This is a genomic window from Mesorhizobium sp. P3_A8 (genome assembly GCF_056402995.1).
In genome coordinates, this window is sequence record NZ_JBFUGI010000003.1 from 497,784 (window position 1) to 514,768 (window position 16,985).

The 16,985-nt window shown below is 62.0% G+C and carries 13 protein-coding genes; 3 read left to right on the plus strand and 10 right to left on the minus strand.

The window, feature by feature from the left end:
• Nucleotides 1-185 precede the first annotated feature (185 nt).
• Nucleotides 186-1,859 carry an AmmeMemoRadiSam system protein B gene (gene amrB, locus AC1DX4_RS10220; RefSeq protein WP_477220192.1) on the plus strand — a complete coding sequence of 558 codons (1,674 nt, stop codon included), beginning with the start codon at nt 186-188 and terminating at the stop codon, nt 1,857-1,859.
• On the opposite strand, the gene AC1DX4_RS10225 is transcribed toward amrB, so the two are convergent.
• Nucleotides 1,860-3,659 (minus strand): MORN repeat-containing protein, encoded by a 1,800-nt coding sequence (locus AC1DX4_RS10225; protein ID WP_477220193.1) that lies wholly within the window; start codon nt 3,657-3,659, stop codon nt 1,860-1,862. It lies immediately after the preceding gene.
• Nucleotides 3,660-3,827: 168 nt separating this feature from the next.
• The gene (locus AC1DX4_RS10230; protein ID WP_477220194.1) at nt 3,828-4,916 is read right to left on the minus strand and encodes a trypsin-like serine peptidase; all 1,089 of its coding nucleotides are present in this window, start codon (nt 4,914-4,916) and stop codon (nt 3,828-3,830) included.
• A 400-nt stretch (nt 4,917-5,316) separates the two neighbouring features.
• Between AC1DX4_RS10230 and AC1DX4_RS10235 the strand changes: the two genes are divergently transcribed.
• Nucleotides 5,317-6,414: a serine protease gene (locus AC1DX4_RS10235; RefSeq protein WP_477220195.1), complete on the plus strand. Its 1,098-nt coding sequence runs from the start codon at nt 5,317-5,319 to the stop codon at nt 6,412-6,414.
• A gap of 94 nt (nt 6,415-6,508) precedes the next feature.
• On the opposite strand, the gene mgrA is transcribed toward AC1DX4_RS10235, so the two are convergent.
• From mgrA to AC1DX4_RS10270, 7 genes are all read right to left on the minus strand, one after another.
• Nucleotides 6,509-7,555: an L-glyceraldehyde 3-phosphate reductase gene (gene mgrA, locus AC1DX4_RS10240; RefSeq protein WP_477220196.1), complete on the minus strand. Its 1,047-nt coding sequence runs from the start codon at nt 7,553-7,555 to the stop codon at nt 6,509-6,511.
• A 133-nt stretch (nt 7,556-7,688) separates the two neighbouring features.
• Nucleotides 7,689-8,831: a Gfo/Idh/MocA family protein gene (locus AC1DX4_RS10245; RefSeq protein WP_477220197.1), complete on the minus strand. Its 1,143-nt coding sequence runs from the start codon at nt 8,829-8,831 to the stop codon at nt 7,689-7,691.
• An 11-nt stretch (nt 8,832-8,842) separates the two neighbouring features.
• The gene (locus tag AC1DX4_RS10250) at nt 8,843-9,589 is read right to left on the minus strand and encodes a sugar phosphate isomerase/epimerase family protein (RefSeq protein ID WP_477220198.1); all 747 of its coding nucleotides are present in this window, start codon (nt 9,587-9,589) and stop codon (nt 8,843-8,845) included.
• Nucleotides 9,590-9,646: 57 nt separating this feature from the next.
• Nucleotides 9,647-10,747, minus strand: coding sequence for an ABC transporter ATP-binding protein (locus tag AC1DX4_RS10255; RefSeq protein ID WP_477220199.1), 1,101 nt, complete (start codon nt 10,745-10,747; stop codon nt 9,647-9,649).
• Entirely contained in the window at nt 10,747-11,670 is a 924-nt protein-coding gene (locus AC1DX4_RS10260; protein WP_477220200.1) for a carbohydrate ABC transporter permease, read from the minus strand. Before AC1DX4_RS10260 ends, AC1DX4_RS10255 begins: the two co-directional genes overlap by 1 nt.
• A complete protein-coding gene (locus AC1DX4_RS10265; protein WP_475457240.1) occupies nt 11,667-12,563 on the minus strand; it encodes a carbohydrate ABC transporter permease in 897 nt (298 codons plus the stop codon). The genes AC1DX4_RS10260 and AC1DX4_RS10265 overlap by 4 nt, the downstream gene beginning before the upstream one ends.
• 193 nt (nt 12,564-12,756) lie before the next feature.
• On the minus strand, nt 12,757-14,013 hold the full coding sequence (locus AC1DX4_RS10270; protein WP_477220201.1) for an ABC transporter substrate-binding protein: 1,257 nt from the start codon (nt 14,011-14,013) through the stop codon (nt 12,757-12,759).
• Nucleotides 14,014-14,419: 406 nt separating this feature from the next.
• Here AC1DX4_RS10270 and AC1DX4_RS10275 point away from each other — a divergent pair, with 406 nt between their 5' ends.
• Nucleotides 14,420-15,472 (plus strand): LacI family transcriptional regulator, encoded by a 1,053-nt coding sequence (locus tag AC1DX4_RS10275; protein ID WP_477220202.1) that lies wholly within the window; start codon nt 14,420-14,422, stop codon nt 15,470-15,472.
• Here the strand turns inward: AC1DX4_RS10275 and gndA are convergent.
• A complete protein-coding gene (gndA, locus tag AC1DX4_RS10280) occupies nt 15,469-16,896 on the minus strand; it encodes an NADP-dependent phosphogluconate dehydrogenase (RefSeq protein ID WP_477220203.1) in 1,428 nt (475 codons plus the stop codon). The two genes, AC1DX4_RS10275 and gndA, sit on opposite strands and share 4 nt — an antisense overlap.
• Nucleotides 16,897-16,985 lie beyond the last annotated feature (89 nt).

Here is a 16,985-nt window from a genome sequence, read left to right on the forward strand (position 1 = left end):
GCCAAGGCACCCCCCTCTGTCCTACCGGACATCTCCCCCGCAAGGGGGGAGATCGGCAGCTTCAGCTGATACGCCTACTTTTCAACGTTAGAAACTGGCGAAAGCCGTGGCGACATCTGATCTCCCCCCTTGCGGGGGAGATGTCCGGCAGGACAGAGGGGGGTGCCTGGGCGCGGACCATCCTAATGATTTCTATAATCACGCTTGTCATCTTTCTTCCCCTCCCCACCTTCGCCGCCCCTGTCGTCTGCCCACCCGGCGCCGAGAACTTCCCGCCCTTCTACGACGACGCCACGCTGTTCAAGAATGCCATCGCCAGCGTCGCCGATGTCCAGCCTTCCAACCAGCGGCTGACCGGCATCACCGTGCCGCATCATCTCCTGGCCGCCGACCTCGTGGCGCTCGGCTTCCGCGCGGCGTCCGGCTTCCGTTACAAGCGCATCGTCATCCTGTCGCCGGACCATTTCCACAAGACGCACAAGCTCTATGCGACCACGGTGCGCGGCTTCGACACAGTGCTTGGCCCGGTTGCAGCCGACACCGATGCCGTGCGCCTGCTGGAGGCACACAGCGACATGGTTGAAGAATCCTGCCTGTTCGACAAGGAGCATGGCGTGCGTGCCATGTTGCCGTTCCTGCACCACTATTTCCCCGAGGCGAAAATCGTGCCGGTGGCGATGTCGGTCAAGGCTAAGCGCGGCGACTGGGACAGGCTGGCCGAGGCGCTCAAACCGATCGTCGACCAGGACACGCTGATCGTCGAATCCACCGACTTCTCGCACTACCTGCCGCAGCATGACTCCATACGTTTCGACCAGCAGTCGCTGAACATGCTGGCCGCTGGATCGCTCGACGGCATAGCGGCCCTGCGCCAGCCCGATCACGCTGATTCCGTCGGCGCGCTCTACATCCAGACCAGGCTGCAGCGCGAACTGTTTGGCGCCCAGCCATTGGTCGTCGCCAACGAGAATTCGCAGGAACACACGACCGACTATGTCGAGCGGACCACCAGCTATGTCGTGGCGCTGTTCGGCGCCTTCGGCCCAGGCTTCAACAACCCCGCGCGTCCCAAGGACAGGATCTACTATCTCGCCGGCGACGTGAATTTCGGCCGCGCCATGAAGAAAATCCTGGTCCGCGACGGCGTTGCCGACAAGATCGTCGACAGCATCCTGGCGCTGACCGGATCGCGGCCGCTGATCGTCAATCTCGAAGGCGTCATCCTGCCCAATGTGCCGGAAGCGATCGACGACATGACGCTGGCCATGCCGGAAGACCTCGCTGCCAACATGCTGAAGCGGCTGCACGTCGCCGGCGTCAGCCTCGCCAACAATCATGCCTATGATCTCGGCCCGTCCGGCTATGCCGAGACGCTGCGCGCGCTGGACGAGGCAGGCATCGCGCATTTCGGCCAGGGCGAGACGCTGGCGCTTGCCGATCTCGACCTTGTCGGCCTGACCGACATCGACACCAACGGTTCGAAGAACACCGACCTGTTGACCCCTGCTCTGCTCGACCGGCTGCTACATGAAAACGCGCAACGGCCGGTCGTCGCCTTCGTCCATTGGGGCCGCGAGTACAAGACCGAACCGTCGCCGCGCGAAGAGATGCTTGCCGACGAGATGCGGCTGCGCGGTGTCTCGGCCATTGTCGGCGGCCATCCGCATGTGTCGAGCGAGGGCATCGTCCCGCTTGCCGGCGGCGATGTGGCGGAAGTCTATTCGCTCGGCAATTTCCTCTTCGACCAGAGCGCGCAACGCTCATCCGGATCGATGCTGGAACTGCGCGTCTTCGCCCAGGGCACGATCTTCACCAGGCTCATCCCGCTGCCCAACTATTTCGAAATGGGTCGTAAATAGCTACCCACAGCCGGCCATGCTGCGCGGCAGATAACAGGCCGCCGGCTCGGTCTTGGTCTCGAACAGCGACGGCTTCGGCCGGAAATAGAAGAAGGTCACCGGCTTGCTCTCGCGCACGCTGCCGTCGGCAAAATGGGCGGCGATGCTGAAACTGTGGATCGACGACATCGCCGACCACATTTTCAGCCGTGCCGTATAGGCGCTGACGTTCTTGTTGCCGCGCACCGGCATGGGAATAGTGTAGTCGTGCTTGCCGATCGGGAATTCGATGTTCTGGTAGCGCATCGCTTCCGGGCTGCCGCCACCGCCATCGCCGCATTCGGCCATCGATTCGGGAACCTCGAAGACCGCCATGGTCATCTGGGTGCGGAAGGGCTCGCTCTGCTGGTAGACATTGCCCTGATCGTCGGCCCAGGAATAATCGAACTTGCCGATCGCATTCAGCGTCATCGCCTGGTTGAAATTGCCGAGATAGTCGCCGACCTCGCCGAACTTGATCTTGTTGGTGAGCTGGCTGCGGCAGACATTGAGACTGTCGACCGACGGACAGGGAAAACGCCCCGTTTCCAGGCTCGCCGTATCGACGCCGGCCTCGTCGAGCACGCTCTTGATCGACACATCGACGCCCTCGCCGAAACCGCCTATGTCCTTGGTGAACATGCGGCTTGGCTGGCCGGTCGGGTTGCCTTCCTCGTCCACCGTGGTGAACTGGATCGACATCTTCATATCCTTGGCGTCGCCCCAGCCATTGTTGATGATCGTGAAATCCGGCCGAAAGCCGATGCAGCCGAAATGCTCGGAGATCGACAGCATCGGCTTGCGGTAGGCGTCGCTGGCAGCTACCTTCATTTCGAGGCTGTTGAGCTTGACCCTGGACTCGTCCGTCGTCTTCAGGTCGACCTCGGCAAAGGCCGGCGTGTCCTCCCAGTCCTTGCCTTCATAGACATTGCCGGTGGTGACTTTTCCGGTGCCGTTCCAAGCGTCGTTGTAGGACTCATCCTGGGGATAGATCGCGATGTCCTCATCACGCACCAGATGCTGGTACTGCATGTCGGACTGCTGGGTCATGCGTTGATCGACCACGACGCCGATCTCGACCTTGTCGGCATCGCCGCCGCCGGCCTGCGCCTTGAGCAGGCCGCCGACCCTGGCATCGGCCAGAACGTCCGGGCGTGAGCCGCCGACCTCCTTGCCCATCACCCATTGCGATTCATAGACCGTACCGCCGGCGAGTTGGGTCTGACCCTTGCCATTTTTCAGGCCATCGACAAAGGAGCCGGCAAAGATCTCGCCTGTCTTCGACAGCAGCCGACCCTCGCCATTCGGGATGCCGTCGACAAATTGCCCTTCATAGCGATTGCCGTCGGCATCGACATGGATGCCTTTCCCGTTGAGTGCTCCGCCAAGCCAATACCCATCAAAGAACTCGCCCGAGCGCAGCTCAAGCCGGCCTTGCCCGTTGGGCCGGCCGTTCCTGACATCGCCGAAATAGCTGGAGTAGACGGTCTTCGGATCATAGCTCGCCGAGCCGCGCACCCGCCACACCAGCCTGCCCTTGCCGTTGATGGTACCGTCCTCGGCGATGGTCTTATCCGGCGACTGGCCTGCCGCCGGCTCCCAGACGAAGTCGAGGTTCTTTTCCGGATGGAAGTCCCAGACACGCACGGTCCGGCGCAGCACCGAGCGCGTGTCGGCCTGATAGAGGATCTGCACGCGCTCCGCCCAGGCGCCACCGACAGGGGCGGGATCGGCGAAAGCCGGTGAAAGCATCAGCGTGGCCAGCATCGATGCGGCCGCCATCCCGAACACTGCCCTTGCCCGCGCCATCCCCAAAACCCCTTTGGATGCCAACCCCTTGGCAAGCCAAGCGTAGTCGCGGTGCCTGCCTCGTGCAAGCGCAAGGATCGGCACGAAAAAGGCGGCGGGATTGACCCGCCGCCCTTGCGTTCTCTGCGAACCCAGCCCGGATTATTTGTACAGGCTGTTGATCCACTGGATGTTGGCCGCGTTCAGGCGCACGGCGGTGTTCGCGTCGGGGCTTTCCGCCACGTTCACGCCGGTGATGATGCGCTGCTTGGAGTTGTTGTCGTAGGCATAGACCGAGCTGCCGCTCGACCCCGGGAACGTATCGCAGTCATACTGGAAATATTCCGGGGCGATGTTCTCGGCTTTCACTTCGCAACTCGCTTTCCACATCGTGCCCATCGGCTTGTCGCCGGGATAGCCGACAAGGTTGGCGGTGAAGTCGCCGAGATCGTCATAGTTGGCGTAGCCCAGCCAGCCGAGGTTGGTGCCGACATCCTGCTTCAGCGTGACGATGCCGAGATCCCACGGGATGACCGAACCATAGTAGCCCTGGTAGTTGTCGATGAAGCCCTGCAGCACATAGGCGCTTTCATAAGTGAAGGCGCCGAACGGTGCGTCATCGGCGGTGCTGCCATTGAGGCCCGGCACGAACAGATAGTCGGACAACCAGTCCTTGTCCTCATGGCTGTAGAGGCAGTGCGCTGCGGTGAGCACGGTGCGCGGGCCGATCAAGGTTGCCGAGCAGCTGCCGAAGCCGGTCTTCGACTTGGCTTCGAGATAGCCGATTGCCGAGAACGGATAGGTCTTGGTGTTCTTGACCTGCTCGCGATCGTCGGTGCCGAAAACCTGGCGGCCGGCTTCGCCTTCGCCGAGCCCGGGATCCTCGGTCTTGCGCGGGCCACCTTCTGTTCCATTGGCCGGCGCATTCAGTTCCTTGATGATGAGCTCGCGCAGCGCTTCGCTCGGCTCGATCTTGATCACCTTGCCATCGGCGGAACGTCCAACGATGCCATAGGATTTCACAGCCGTTTTCTCGTCGGTGAGCGGCGCGGCGCGGCTGTCTTCGTCAGTAAGCTTCGGTGTCGTGATCGGTTTTGCCCGACCGGCCTTGAAGTCGCCTGAAGATACGTCCCGCATGCTTTCGCCATTACCGGCACTGGCGGAACCAGGGTCGGCGGCGAAAACCGGGACCGTCCACATTGCGGTGGAAAGCAATGCGGAGGCAATCATAACGTTTGTCAGTTTTGGCATGGTGAGACTCTCCCAAAAGTCAGCAAGGACTGGATCAAAATACAGAAATATTGTCGAGATCGTGGTGGTACCGAAAAAATGGTTAAGGCAATCGGCGCACGCACCGGTTCGTTGTTTGCCACGGTCAATCTAAGCCCCCGCTAAAAGACCCTATCGCGACATACTGCCTAAAATAATCCTAGATTGGCAATGACAAATCGCTTCCACGTAGCCCGTGGGGGGCTATAGGATTTTGTGCGGGTTCTACTCGCGGGCACGGTTAGCAAAAGTGGGCTTCGGTTTTGTGACCGATCGCGCGCCGTTTCGATACGGCACGCGTGCGGATCGCCGGATCGGCAGCACCTCCTTGCACAATGCCCGGCGTCGATCTGCGCGGGAGAATTGTCTCAGGAGGGTTCAGGTGCACATCACAAATCGGTTCGGACCAATCGCTGCCGCATCGCTGCTTGGCATTGCCGCTGCCTTTGTATCAATCAACACCGGCCGGGCGGATGAAAGCACCGCAAGGCCCGAAGCGGCGGTCTCGCCGATGCAGCGTGTGAACGACGCCAGGGCCAAGGCGGCGGCGGAAAACCCCGACGGCGCCGACCGGGTCTATGGCGGCAACCAGGCCGAAAAGGGCGCCTATCCTTTCCAGGTCGCGCTGCTCACCACCGCCAGGCTGGACGAGAATCCCGCCTCGCAGGCCAATGCACAATTCTGCGGCGGCAGCCTGATCGCGCCGCAATGGGTGCTGACGGCGGCGCACTGCCTCAACGACAAGGGCAAGCCGATCTCGCCGGACTCTGTCACCGTGCTGACCGGCGCTACCGACCTCAGCGAGGGCAAGCGCCACAAAGTGGTGCAGGTCATCGTCAACGAGGGTTACAGCGAGCAGACACTCGACAACGACCTCGGCCTGCTCCGGCTTGCGGATACGGCCGATGCGCCGACCATCAAGCTTACCCATGAGGCGACCCCCGAAACCGGCAAGACCACCGTCACCGGCTGGGGCAAGATGCAGGACGGGACGTTCCCGACCACGCTGATGGTGGCCGACCTCGATCTGCAGCCGAACAAGGCCTGCAACAGCGGCATCAAGGCCATCTATGCGCATGATTTGAAGGCGGCGCTTGGCGACCTGTCGCATCGCATGCGCTATTCGGAAAAGGGCATCGATGCCGCCGCCAACGCCATCGCCGCCGACATGACCGACCCGCTGACCAGCAACATGATCTGCGCCGGCACCACCAGCGGCGTACGTGATGCCTGCAATGGCGACAGCGGCGGCCCGCTGTTCATCACCGGCGCCGACGGCCCGGTCCAGGTCGGCGTCGTCAGTTGGGGCGAAGGCCCGGCCGATGGCAGCGCGGCCTGCGGCCACAAGGACGCCTATGGCATCTACACGCGGCTGGCCAACTATGGCGGCTGGATCGAGGCGAAGATGAAGACTGCTGCCCCCGCGCCGGAAAAGCCGAAGGCAGGTCTGGGCACCGCCCAGAAGCCGAAGACGCCCTGAAAGGCGGCATTTGCTTTCATATGTGAAAACGGCGGGAGATGTCCCGCCGTTTCTGTTTGCCGGCTTGCCAAATGGAGCTATTCCCTCGGCAACCCTATTTCCTCGGCGGGCCTTTGCGCTCGGCGGAGGCCGCCCACAGATTGATGTCGGATTCACGCGCGTAGCTATCGATCTCGGCCAATTCGGCATCGCTGAAGTCAAGCACCTTCAGTGCGCCAACACAGTCCTCGACCTGCTCGGGCCGGCTGGCGCCGATCAGCGCCGACGTCACCTTGCCCCTGCGCAGTACCCAGGCCAGCGCCATCTGCGCCAGCGTCTGGCCACGCTTGCCGGCGATGGCGTTGAGCGCCTTGATGTTGGCGATGGTGCGGTCGTTGATGAAGGCCGACTTGAGCGACTTGCCCTGCGAGGCGCGGCTGCCGTCGGGGATGCCGCCGAGATATTTGTCGGTCAGCATGCCTTGCGCCAGCGGCGAGAACACGATCGAGCCGACGGCGAGTCCTTCCAGCGTATCGAGCAGGCCGTCTTCCTCGACCCACCGGTTCAGCATCGAATAGCTCGGCTGGTGGATGACGCAGGGCGTGCCGAGCTGCTTCAAAATATCGGCGGCCTCGCGGGTGCGCTGCGAATTGTAGGACGAGATGCCGGCATAGAGCGCCTTGCCCGAGCGCACCGCATGGTCGAGCGCGCCCATGGTTTCTTCCAGCGGCGTGTCGGGATCGAAGCGGTGCGAGTAGAAGATGTCGACATAGTCGAGCCCCATCCGCTTCAGGCTCTGGTCGAGGCTGGCCAGCATGTATTTGCGCCCGCCCCATTCGCCATAGGGGCCAGCCCACATTTCATAACCGGCCTTGGTCGAGATGATCAGTTCGTCGCGATATCCGGCGAAGTCGGTGCGCAGGATTTCGCCGAAAGCGGTCTCGGCCGAGCCGGGCGGCGGCCCGTAATTGTTGGCGAGGTCGAAATGGGTGATGCCGAGATCGAAGGCCTTGCGGGCGATCGCCTGCTTGGTCTTGTGCGGCGTGTCATTGCCGAAATTGTGCCACAGGCCGAGCGAGATCGCCGGCAGCTTGAGACCGGAGCGTCCGCAACGGTTGTAGATCATTTTTTCGTAGCGGTTTTCTGCGGCGATGTAGGGCATGGGAAATCCTCAGGATCAGGCGGCGCGGGGATCGCCGGAAGGAACAATTGAATCGATGCTCGCCCTCTCCTTACCCCCTCCCCGGCGAAACGGGGAGAGGGAGATTTGAAAAATTATCGATAATCCCTGCGGCCTATTTTTTCTTGGCCAGCAGTTCCTTGGCTGCCTTGATGCCAAGGGCGGCCGGCCGTTCGCAAGTGGTCTGCATGGCAACGAACTTGCCTGTCTCGCCGGAGCGCAGAAGGCCGGTCATGACATCGACGGCATGCAGCGCCAGTTCCATCGAACAGCGGTGCGGCCGCCCCTCGACGATCGCCAGCGCCATGTCGGCGAGACCTGACGTGCGATAGTTCGCCATCATGCCCTGGCCGTGCATCTCATTCGGCACGCCAAGCGGGTGCTTCCATTTCGGCAGCTTCTTGACCGGCTTGCCCTCTTCGGTGAAGCGCACGTCGCCGCCGAAGAAGTTCGGATCCGGCACGAACACCGTGCCTGCCTCGCCATAGAGCTCCATCGGCGCGTGGCCGTGAGCCCAGACATCCCAGCTGGTGTTCAGCGTCACCACCGCACCGTTCTCGAACTCCAGCAGGCCGTGGATGGTGGTTGGCGTGTTGACCGGAATTTTTTCGCCCGCGCGCGGCTTTGAACTGATGGTCCGTTCCTTGGCCGGGGTCGTCGCGAAGGCCGCCACCTGCTTCACCGGCCCGATCAGCTGGATCAGATTGGTGATGTAGTAAGGCCCGATATCGAGCACCGGTCCGGCGCCCGGCTGGAAGAAGAAATCCGGATTGGGGTGCCAATGCTCCATACCGTGTCCCATGACATGGCAGGTGCCGCTGGTGATCTTGCCGAGCTTGCCCTCGTCGATCAGCTCGCGCACCAGTTGGTGCGCACCGCCGAGGAAGGTGTCGGGCGCCGAACCGATGCGCAGCCCCTTCTTCTCAGCCCGCGCCTTAAGGTCCTGGCCCTCCTTGAGCGAAAGCACGAACGGCTTTTCCGAATAGACGTGCTTGCCGGCGTCGAGCACGCGTTTCGACACCTCGTAATGCACCGCCGGTATCGTCAGATTGACGATGATGTCAATGTCGTCGGCCTTGAGCAGATCCTCGACGGTTTCGGCGCGCAGCTTGAACTCCTTCGCCCGCGCCCTGGCCGCGTCCATGTTGATGTCGGCGCAGGCACGCATCTCGATGCCGCGAAACAGCGGCGCCAGCGAAAAATATGCTTTCGAGATGTTGCCGCAGCCGATGACGCCAATACCCAATTTCTTTGCCATGATGATTGTTCCTAGTAAGCCTTGACGGATGCGATCGAGCGGCGGGCGAAGCGCTCGATGTCGTTGGGGTTGTCCTGTTCCATGACAAAGTACTTTGCCGCGCTCTTGGCCCGCAACAGTTTGATCAGGCCGGCCCAGTCGATCGTGCCGTGGCCGACATCCGACCAGCCATCTTCATCCAGTCCTTCGCCCGGCTTTGCAATGTCCTTCACATGTACGGCGACGATGCGCTTGCCGTGCTTTTCGATCCAGGGCAGCGGATCGGCGCCACCGCGCACCACCCAGGCGAGGTCCATCTCCCAGCCAACACCGGGGGCGGAAGACAGGATGTGATCCTGCGGCACCGAGCCGTCGGCGAGTGCCTTGAACTCGAAATCATGGTTGTGCCAGGCAAAGCCGTAGCCGGCCTTCGAGGCCACCTCGCCGACCTTGGCCAGACGCTCGCCAAAGCCGCGCCAGCCGGCCGCGTCGGACGGCCTTTGCTCTGCCAGGAGATAGGGGCAAATCAGGAGCTTGATGTCGAGCCCCTCGGCTGTTCTGCGCACGCCGTCGAAATCCTTCTCCAGCGCGTCGATGGAAAAATGCCCGGTCGGCATGGAAAGGCCGTTCTTGTCGAGTTCGGCGCGGAAGGCCTTGGGGTCGTCATAGACGCCGCCGAAGCCTTCGACTTGCGTGTAGCCAAGCTTGCCGAGTGTCTCCAGCACGCCGGTCCAGGGCAGGAAATTGCGGGCGCTGTAAAGTTGGAATGACCAGTTCATCGTCTTTGTCCGTTCTGCTTGGGATGGTGGGGCTTGGGGGATGGTTCTTGGGAGAGATTAGAGGCGGCTGCCGGTTTGGGCATCGAAGAGCGAGGCCCGCATCGGGTCGAAGCCGATGCTTACCGCGTCGGCATTTTTCGGCGTTCGCTCCGATGTCACCCGGACGGTGAAATTCTGCTTGCCGAGCTTCAGCCAGACTAGCGTATCGGAGCCCATCGGTTCGACGACTTCGACATTTGCGTCAGCCGTAAACGGCCAGCCGGCGCCGCTGTTGAAGGCGACGTGCTCGGGGCGCATGCCGAATACGGCTGGCCCCGGCACGGGCTCCTTCTCGAAGGCGTAAGTCGCGAGCGGAATGCGCACATCCTCGACAACAAAATGCCAGTCGCCCTTGTCTTTCTCCAGCTTGCCGTCGAGGAAATTCATCGCCGGCGAGCCAAGGAAACCAGCGACGAAACGGTTGACCGGGCGGTTGTAGATGGTTTGCGGCGCGTCGAGCTGCTGGATGACGCCGCCCTTCATCACCGCGATGCGGTCGGCAAGCGTCATGGCCTCGATCTGGTCGTGGGTGACGTAGATCATGGTGTTCTGCAATTTGCGGTGCAAGAGCTTGATCTCGACACGCAGTTCCGAGCGCAATTTGGCGTCGAGGTTAGACAGCGGCTCATCGAACAGGAAAACGTCGACATCGCGCACCAGGGCCCGCCCGATCGCCACGCGCTGGCGCTGGCCGCCGGACAGTGCCGAGGGCTTGCGTTGCAACAGCGGCTCGATCTGCAGGATCTCCGAAGCGCGCGCGATGCGTTTGGCGATTTCTTCCTTGGGCAACCCGGCGACACGCAGGCCGAAGGACAGATTCTTTTCCACCGTCATCTGCGGATAGAGCGCGTAGGACTGAAACACCATGCCGATGCCGCGGTCCTTCGGCTCTTCCCAGGTGACGTTCTTGCCCTTGATGAAGATGCGGCCTTCGGAAATATCGAGCAGGCCGGCGACGCAGTTGAGCAAGGTCGACTTGCCGCAACCGGAAGGCCCCAAAAGCACGATGAATTCGCCCTCGGCGACATCGAGATTGAGCGTCTTCAACACCGACACCGCACCGAAATTCAGCGACAGATCCTGGATCGATACGCTGGTACCGTTTTGCGCCATACCCATCAGCCTTTCACCGCGCCGGCGGCGATGCCGCGCACGAACCATCTTCCCGAGATGAAGTAGATGATCAGAGGTACCGCCGCCGTCAGAATGGTGGCTGCCATGTTGACATTGTACTCCCTGACGCCGGTCGTGGTGTTGACGATGTTGTTGAGCTGCACTGTCATCGGCCAGTTGGACCGGCCGGCAAACACGATGCCGAACAGAAAATCGTTCCAGATGCCGGTGACTTGCAGGATGACGGCGACGACGGTGATCGGCACCGACATCGCCAGCATGATGGAGAAGAAGATGCGCCAGAAACCCGCACCGTCGACCCGCGCTGCCTTGAACAGCTCGACCGGCAGCGCCGCATAGAAATTGCGAAACAGCAGCGTCAGGATCGGCATGCCGAAGATCGTGTGAATGATGATGATGCCGGGAAGGGTGGCAAACAGCCCGACCGAGCTCAGGCCGATGATCAGCGGATAGATCACGACCTGATAAGGCACGAAGGCACCGAAGACGAGCAAGCCGAACAGCAGATTGGCGCCCTTGTATGGCCAGAAGGTCAGTGCATAACCGTTGATCGAGGCGCAGATGATCGAGATGATCACGCTCGGCACGGTGATCTTCACCGAATTGTAAAAGCCGGGGCTGAGCCCATTGCAGTCGCGACCGGTGCAGGCATGCAGCCATGCGTCGGCCCAGGGTTGAAAGGTCGGCTCGAGCGGCAGGCTGAAAAGATGTCCGAGCCTGATCTCGGGCATCCCCTTCAGCGACGTGACGATCATGATGTAGACCGGGATGAGGAAGAAGAGCGCCGCGACGACCAGGAACGCATAAAGGCCTATGCGGCCGGCCGATGTCCGCCGTGGTTTCGGCCCGAAGGGCGCGACGCCGGCCTGGACGGGCTGCTCTTGAGTGGTGATCACGCCGGCGGTCATACGGCTGCTTCCCGCTGGCGATTGCGCCGCCACAAGACAAGTCCGCCGAAAGCCAACACGACCAGCACCGGCAGCAGCATCATCGTTGCCGCCGCCATGCCCTGGCCGACGTTCTGGCGAACAGTGATGAGCTGGATGACGTAGACCGCCGGCATTGACGTGGCGATGCCCGGGCCGCCGCCGGTCATGGCGATGACCAGATCATAGACCCGCACCACGCCGACACATTGGAGAACAAAAGCAGTGGCGAAGGCGCCCTTCATCATCGGCGCCACGATGGAAACATGCGTGCGCCATGTCGGGATACCGTCGACCTTCGCCGCCTTCCAGATCTCCTCGTCAACGCCGCGCAGGCCGGCAAGCAGGATCGCCATCGTCACGCCAGAGCCCTGCCAGATGCCCGCCACGACCAGCGCGTAGATCGCGGTATTGGCGTCAACCAGGGGAGCGAAGCTGAAGCTCGACCAGCCCAGATTGCGCATTGCCTCCTGCAGGCCGAGATTGGGATCAAGCACCCACTGCCAGACGAGGCCGGTAACGATCAGCGACATGGCGAAAGGATAGAGGAAGATCGAGCGGAACAGATCCTCCTGGCGGATGCGCTGGTCCATGAAAACGGCGAGCAGATAGCCGAACACCATGTTGCAGGTGATGGACATCAGGCCGAAGAACCAGATGTTGTTGACCGAGACGAGCCAGCGGCTATCGGCCCAAAGCCGCCTGTACTGCGCCAGGCCTACGAAATCGTAATTGGGGAAGAGCTTGGAACTGGTGAACGACCAGAGCACCGAGAAGCCGATGCCGATCACGAAGACGCCGACAGCAACGAGAATCATCGGTATCGTGCCGATGACGGCAGGCAGGTGAAATCTGCGCCTCCATCTCCTCTGCATCGTCCGTTTTTCTCCACTTCCATCGACACGTCGGGACCGTCTGCCGACGCGAAAGTCGGCCTCCGCCAGATTCCCAACCGCCGCAGCTTCCGATCCTGCGATTGTCAGCCCGCCGACAAAGGCTTTCTGCTTGGCGAGCGAGGTGGGACCGAGGCGCCGCTGCATTAGCGGCGCCTCGAATGCTGATCGGCTCCTAGTCGGAACTTCCGATGATGGTGGCGAACTTCGCGGTGGCGTCGTCAGCCGTCATGGAGTCGTCGGCGAAGAATTGCGCGACGAGTTCATTGAGCTGCTGATTGGTGTTCTCGGTGATGAACCGGTTCGTCGCGGTGACGATGTTGGCCGGATCCTCCACTGCCTTCAGCGACTTCTGCATGCACGGGTCGGCCGTCGACATGTCGACATCGCCACGCACGGGCATCGAACCCTTGGCGTTGTTGAAGGCGACCTGAACCTCAGGGCTGATGAGCAATGCGGCAAGGCGCTTCTGCGCTGCCTCGACATCCGGATTGTTCTGCTTGAAGAAGACGATGATGTCGCCGTCGGTGCTGACCACCGGCTTGGCCTCGTTCAGGCCTATCATGCAGCCGAAATCCTTGACGCCGGTCATGCCGGCGGCCGCGAATTCGCCGCGCGCCCAGTCACCCATCACCTGAAGCCCGGCCTTGCCGGTGATCACCAGATTGGTGGTGTCGTTCCAGTTGCGGTTGGCGTAGCCATTGTCGGTGAACTGTTTCAGGGTCCTCAACTGCGTGAAGACGCCTTTCATCTCGGGGCCGCCGGCAATTTCGGCGCTCTTCTTGGTGTACATCTCGTCACGCTTGGCGACGCCGAGAGCCTCGGTGACCATGTCCTGGAAGAGCAACTGGATCTGCCAGCCGTTTCCGTCGCCGCCGATGGCGAAGGGAATGAAGCCTGCCTCCTTGATCTTCGGCGCGGCCGCGATGAAATCGGCCAGGCTCTTCGGCTCCGGCACGCCGGCTTTCTCGAACACCGGCTTGGAATACCAGGCCCAGTAGTTCGAATGGATGTTGACCGGAACGCACCACCAGTGACCGTCGACGAGGCAGGCGCTGCCGATCGCCTTCGGGCGAATGACCTGATCCCACTTGCCGGCGGTCGCGATATCGGTGAGGTCGAGCAGCTTGCCGCCCGAAATCAGCTCCTCGTACTGCCGCCCGGGATTGAACTGTGCCGCACCGGGCGGATCGCCGCCGAGCACCCGCTGCATGACGGTCGAACGGGCGGTTTCGCCCAGGGCAATGGCGCTGTCCACCCACTTGTCGCCATGGCCGTCATTGTCGAAGGCCTTTGCGAACTGCGACACCGCAGCCGACTCGCCCTTCGATGTCCACCAATGGATGACTTCCAGGTCCGTAGCCCTGGCCGGGGCGGCAAACTGCAGCGCGGCCGATGCTGCCAGCGCAGCGGTCAAAATCCCGTATCGCATTTCGGTTCCTCCCAGAATCTGAAACGTTACAGATTTTGGATAAGGCAATTGTAGGGATGACGCAACCCTGGGCAGGCGGCCTGTCCGATATTTTTTCGAGCCGCGAATAAAATAGGACATCGATCATCCCGTTGTGCGCCGCAATATGAGCAATCGCAGCGCAAAACAAACAGTTCGGCCACGGAAGCCGGCAAAATTAGTGCGGCAAGGACGCTTCGCCTTGTATTCTCAAGAGAAATCACGACCACGTGTTCGCCTGCCCATTCGCCATCTGGCAATCGAGATTGGCAACCTGTAACGTTTCAGTATATTGCCGCCTTCGCCGGGCTTGAAATTGTGCGACGCCGCAAATCGCGGCGATTGCCGACCCGCCCTGCGACTGCTATGCGCCTGACGGGCGGGACGAATGGACAGACGGCGTACGGAAAAGAACGACGAGAATTCGGCCAAGGAGCGGCCGACGCTGAAGACGCTTGCCTTCATGACCGGGCTTGGCGTCACCACCGTATCGCGCGCCCTGAAGGACGCGCCGGAGATTGGCGCGGAGACCAGGCGCCGCGTCCAGCTCGTCGCCAAGCAGATCGGTTACCGGCCCAACCGCGCTGGCGTGCGCCTGCGCACCGGCAGGACCAATGTCATCAGTCTTGTGCTCAACACCGAGCGCGAGATCATGAGCTTCGTCTCGGACATCATCTACGGCGTTTCGGAAGTGCTCGCCGACACGCCCTATCACCTGATCGTCACGCCCTATTCGCGCTCACAGGATCCGCTCGACCCCATACGCTATCTGGTCGAGACCGGTTCCGCCGATGGCGTCATCATTTCACGCACGCAGCCGAACGATGCCAGGGCCCGCTATATGCTCGAGCATGGCATTCCTTTTGCCACGCATGGCCGCACCGACATGGGGCTGGTCCACCCCTATCATGATTTCGACAATCACGCTTTCGCGGTCGAAGCCGTGCGGCGTCTTGCGAGCATGGGACGCCGCAAGCTCGCTCTGCTGGCACCACCCATTGGACTGAGCTACCACAGCCACACGGTCAACGGCTTTGCCGACGCGCTGAGCGAGGTCGGCGCCAACGAGATCCCGTTCAGCACGGTGTCGATCGACCATTCGATCGAGCAGATCAGAACGAGGACCGCGCAGCTGATGCGCCGCGACATCAGGCCGGACGGCTTCGTCAGCAGCGGCGCCGCCGCCACGCTTGCGCTCGTCGCAGGCATCGAGGATGCGGGCCTCAAGCTTGGCCGTGACGTCGATATCGTCTCCAAGCAATCATCGGACCTTTTGCACCTGTTTCGGCCCGAACTGCTGATAGTCAACGAGAACTTCCGGCTGGCGGGCTCGGAGCTCGCCCGCTCGGTGCTCGGCTGGATCGGCGGCGCAGCACCTGGCTCGCTGCAAAGTCTCAGCGTGCCAGGCGAGGTTCTGGCCTACCAGCGGTCCATGGCTTAGCCGGCAGCGCCACTGCCCCACGGGCCGTGGAAGGCACCCTGCTCGCCGATGCGTTCGAAACCATGCGCGCCGAAGAAATCGCGCTGCGCCTGGATCAGGTTCGAGGTGCCGCGGCCCTGGCGGTAGCTGTCGAAATAGGCCAGCGCGGAAGACAGCGCCGGCACCGGCGCGCCGGCCTCGGAAGCCTTGGCCACGATACGCCGCAGCGACGGATGCGCTTCCAACATCAAGCTGATGAAAGCCGGCGCCATCAAAAGATTGGTCGACGCGCCGCCGCTGCTAAAGGCCTCCGCCATCGTGTCCAGCATCTGCGAGCGGATGATGCAGCCGGCGCGCCAGATCCTGGCGATGGTCGGCATCGGCAGGTTCCAGTTGAACTCCTTCGAGGCACCAGCCATCACCGCGAAACCTTGCGCGTAGGCAGCGATCTTGCCGGCAAACAGCGCCAGTTCGAGGTCCTTCAGCAGCGCATCCTTGTCGCCGGAGATCTTCGACACACCGATATTGCCGTAGGCCTTTTCCGCCGCCTGCCGCTCCTCCTTGATCGACGATAAAACGCGTGCCGCCACCGCCGCCTCAATCGCGGTCGCCGGAATGCCGAGCTGCTGCGCCTCGATGACCGACCATTTGCCGGTGCCCTTCTGGCCAGCGCGGTCGAGGATGATATCGACCACCGGCTTGCCGCTCTTCGGATCGTCTGCCGCGAGCACCTTGGCGGTAATCTCGATCAGGTAGGAATTGAGCCTGCCTTTGTTCCAGGTGGCGAACACATCGCCGATCTCCTTCGGCCCCATGCCCAGGCCATCGCGCAGGATGCCGTAGATCTCGGCGATCATCTGCATGTCGGCATATTCAATGCCGTTGTGGATGGTCTTGACGAAATGGCCGGCGCCGTCAGTGCCGAGCCATGCCGCGCAGGGTTCGTCCTTGAACTTGGCGGAGATGGCGGTCAGCACTTTTTCGACGCGCTTCCAGGAATCCTCCGTACCGCCGACCATGATCGACGGCCCATGACGCGCGCCCTCCTCGCCGCCGGACACGCCCATGCCGATGAAGGTCAGGCCCGAGCCGGACAGTTCGGAGAAACGCCGCATCGTGTCGCGGAAATTGGCATTACCGGCATCGATGACGATGTCGTTGTTGGACAGCACGCCGCGCAGCGCTTCGATCTGTTCGTCGACCGGCTTGCCGGCCAGCACCATGATGATGATCGGGCGCGGCGGCCGGATCGCGGCGGCAAGTTCTTCCAGGCTGTAGCAGGGAACGACCATGTTCTTCAGCGCGCCGGCATTCTCGACAAAGGCGTCGGTGCGTGCCCTTGTGCGGTTGAAGACGGCAATGCGGTGCCCGTGTTCGGCGATGTTGAGCGCCAGGTTGGAGCCCATCGTGCCAAGGCCGATCAGGCCGATTTCGGCTTTTTCCATCGTTTCTTCCCTGCTTTCGGATCTTGTTGGTTGGAGCCCGCGATTTGGCGGGGATGATTGACGGGCCTTTCGCGCCGCGTCAACCGCCT

Bases quoted from the DNA above. Each gene is read 5' to 3' on its own strand.
- AC1DX4_RS10270 (WP_477220201.1), bottom strand. From the start codon at position 14,013: ATGCGATACGGGATTTTGACCGCTGCGCTGGCAGCATCGGCCGCGCTG.
- AC1DX4_RS10250 (WP_477220198.1), bottom strand. From the start codon at position 9,589: ATGAACTGGTCATTCCAACTTTACAGCGCCCGCAATTTCCTGCCCTGG.
- AC1DX4_RS10275 (WP_477220202.1), top strand. From the start codon at position 14,420: ATGGACAGACGGCGTACGGAAAAGAACGACGAGAATTCGGCCAAGGAG.
- AC1DX4_RS10245 (WP_477220197.1), bottom strand. From the start codon at position 8,831: ATGGCAAAGAAATTGGGTATTGGCGTCATCGGCTGCGGCAACATCTCG.
- AC1DX4_RS10265 (WP_475457240.1), bottom strand. From the start codon at position 12,563: ATGCAGAGGAGATGGAGGCGCAGATTTCACCTGCCTGCCGTCATCGGC.
- AC1DX4_RS10255 (WP_477220199.1), bottom strand. From the start codon at position 10,747: ATGGGTATGGCGCAAAACGGTACCAGCGTATCGATCCAGGATCTGTCG.
- AC1DX4_RS10260 (WP_477220200.1), bottom strand. From the start codon at position 11,670: ATGACCGCCGGCGTGATCACCACTCAAGAGCAGCCCGTCCAGGCCGGC.
- AC1DX4_RS10225 (WP_477220193.1), bottom strand. From the start codon at position 3,659: ATGGCGGCCGCATCGATGCTGGCCACGCTGATGCTTTCACCGGCTTTC.
- mgrA (WP_477220196.1), bottom strand. From the start codon at position 7,555: ATGCCCTACATCGCCGCAGAAAACCGCTACGAAAAAATGATCTACAAC.
- gndA (WP_477220203.1), bottom strand. From the start codon at position 16,896: ATGGAAAAAGCCGAAATCGGCCTGATCGGCCTTGGCACGATGGGCTCC.
- amrB (WP_477220192.1), top strand. From the start codon at position 186: ATGATTTCTATAATCACGCTTGTCATCTTTCTTCCCCTCCCCACCTTC.
- AC1DX4_RS10230 (WP_477220194.1), bottom strand. From the start codon at position 4,916: ATGCCAAAACTGACAAACGTTATGATTGCCTCCGCATTGCTTTCCACC.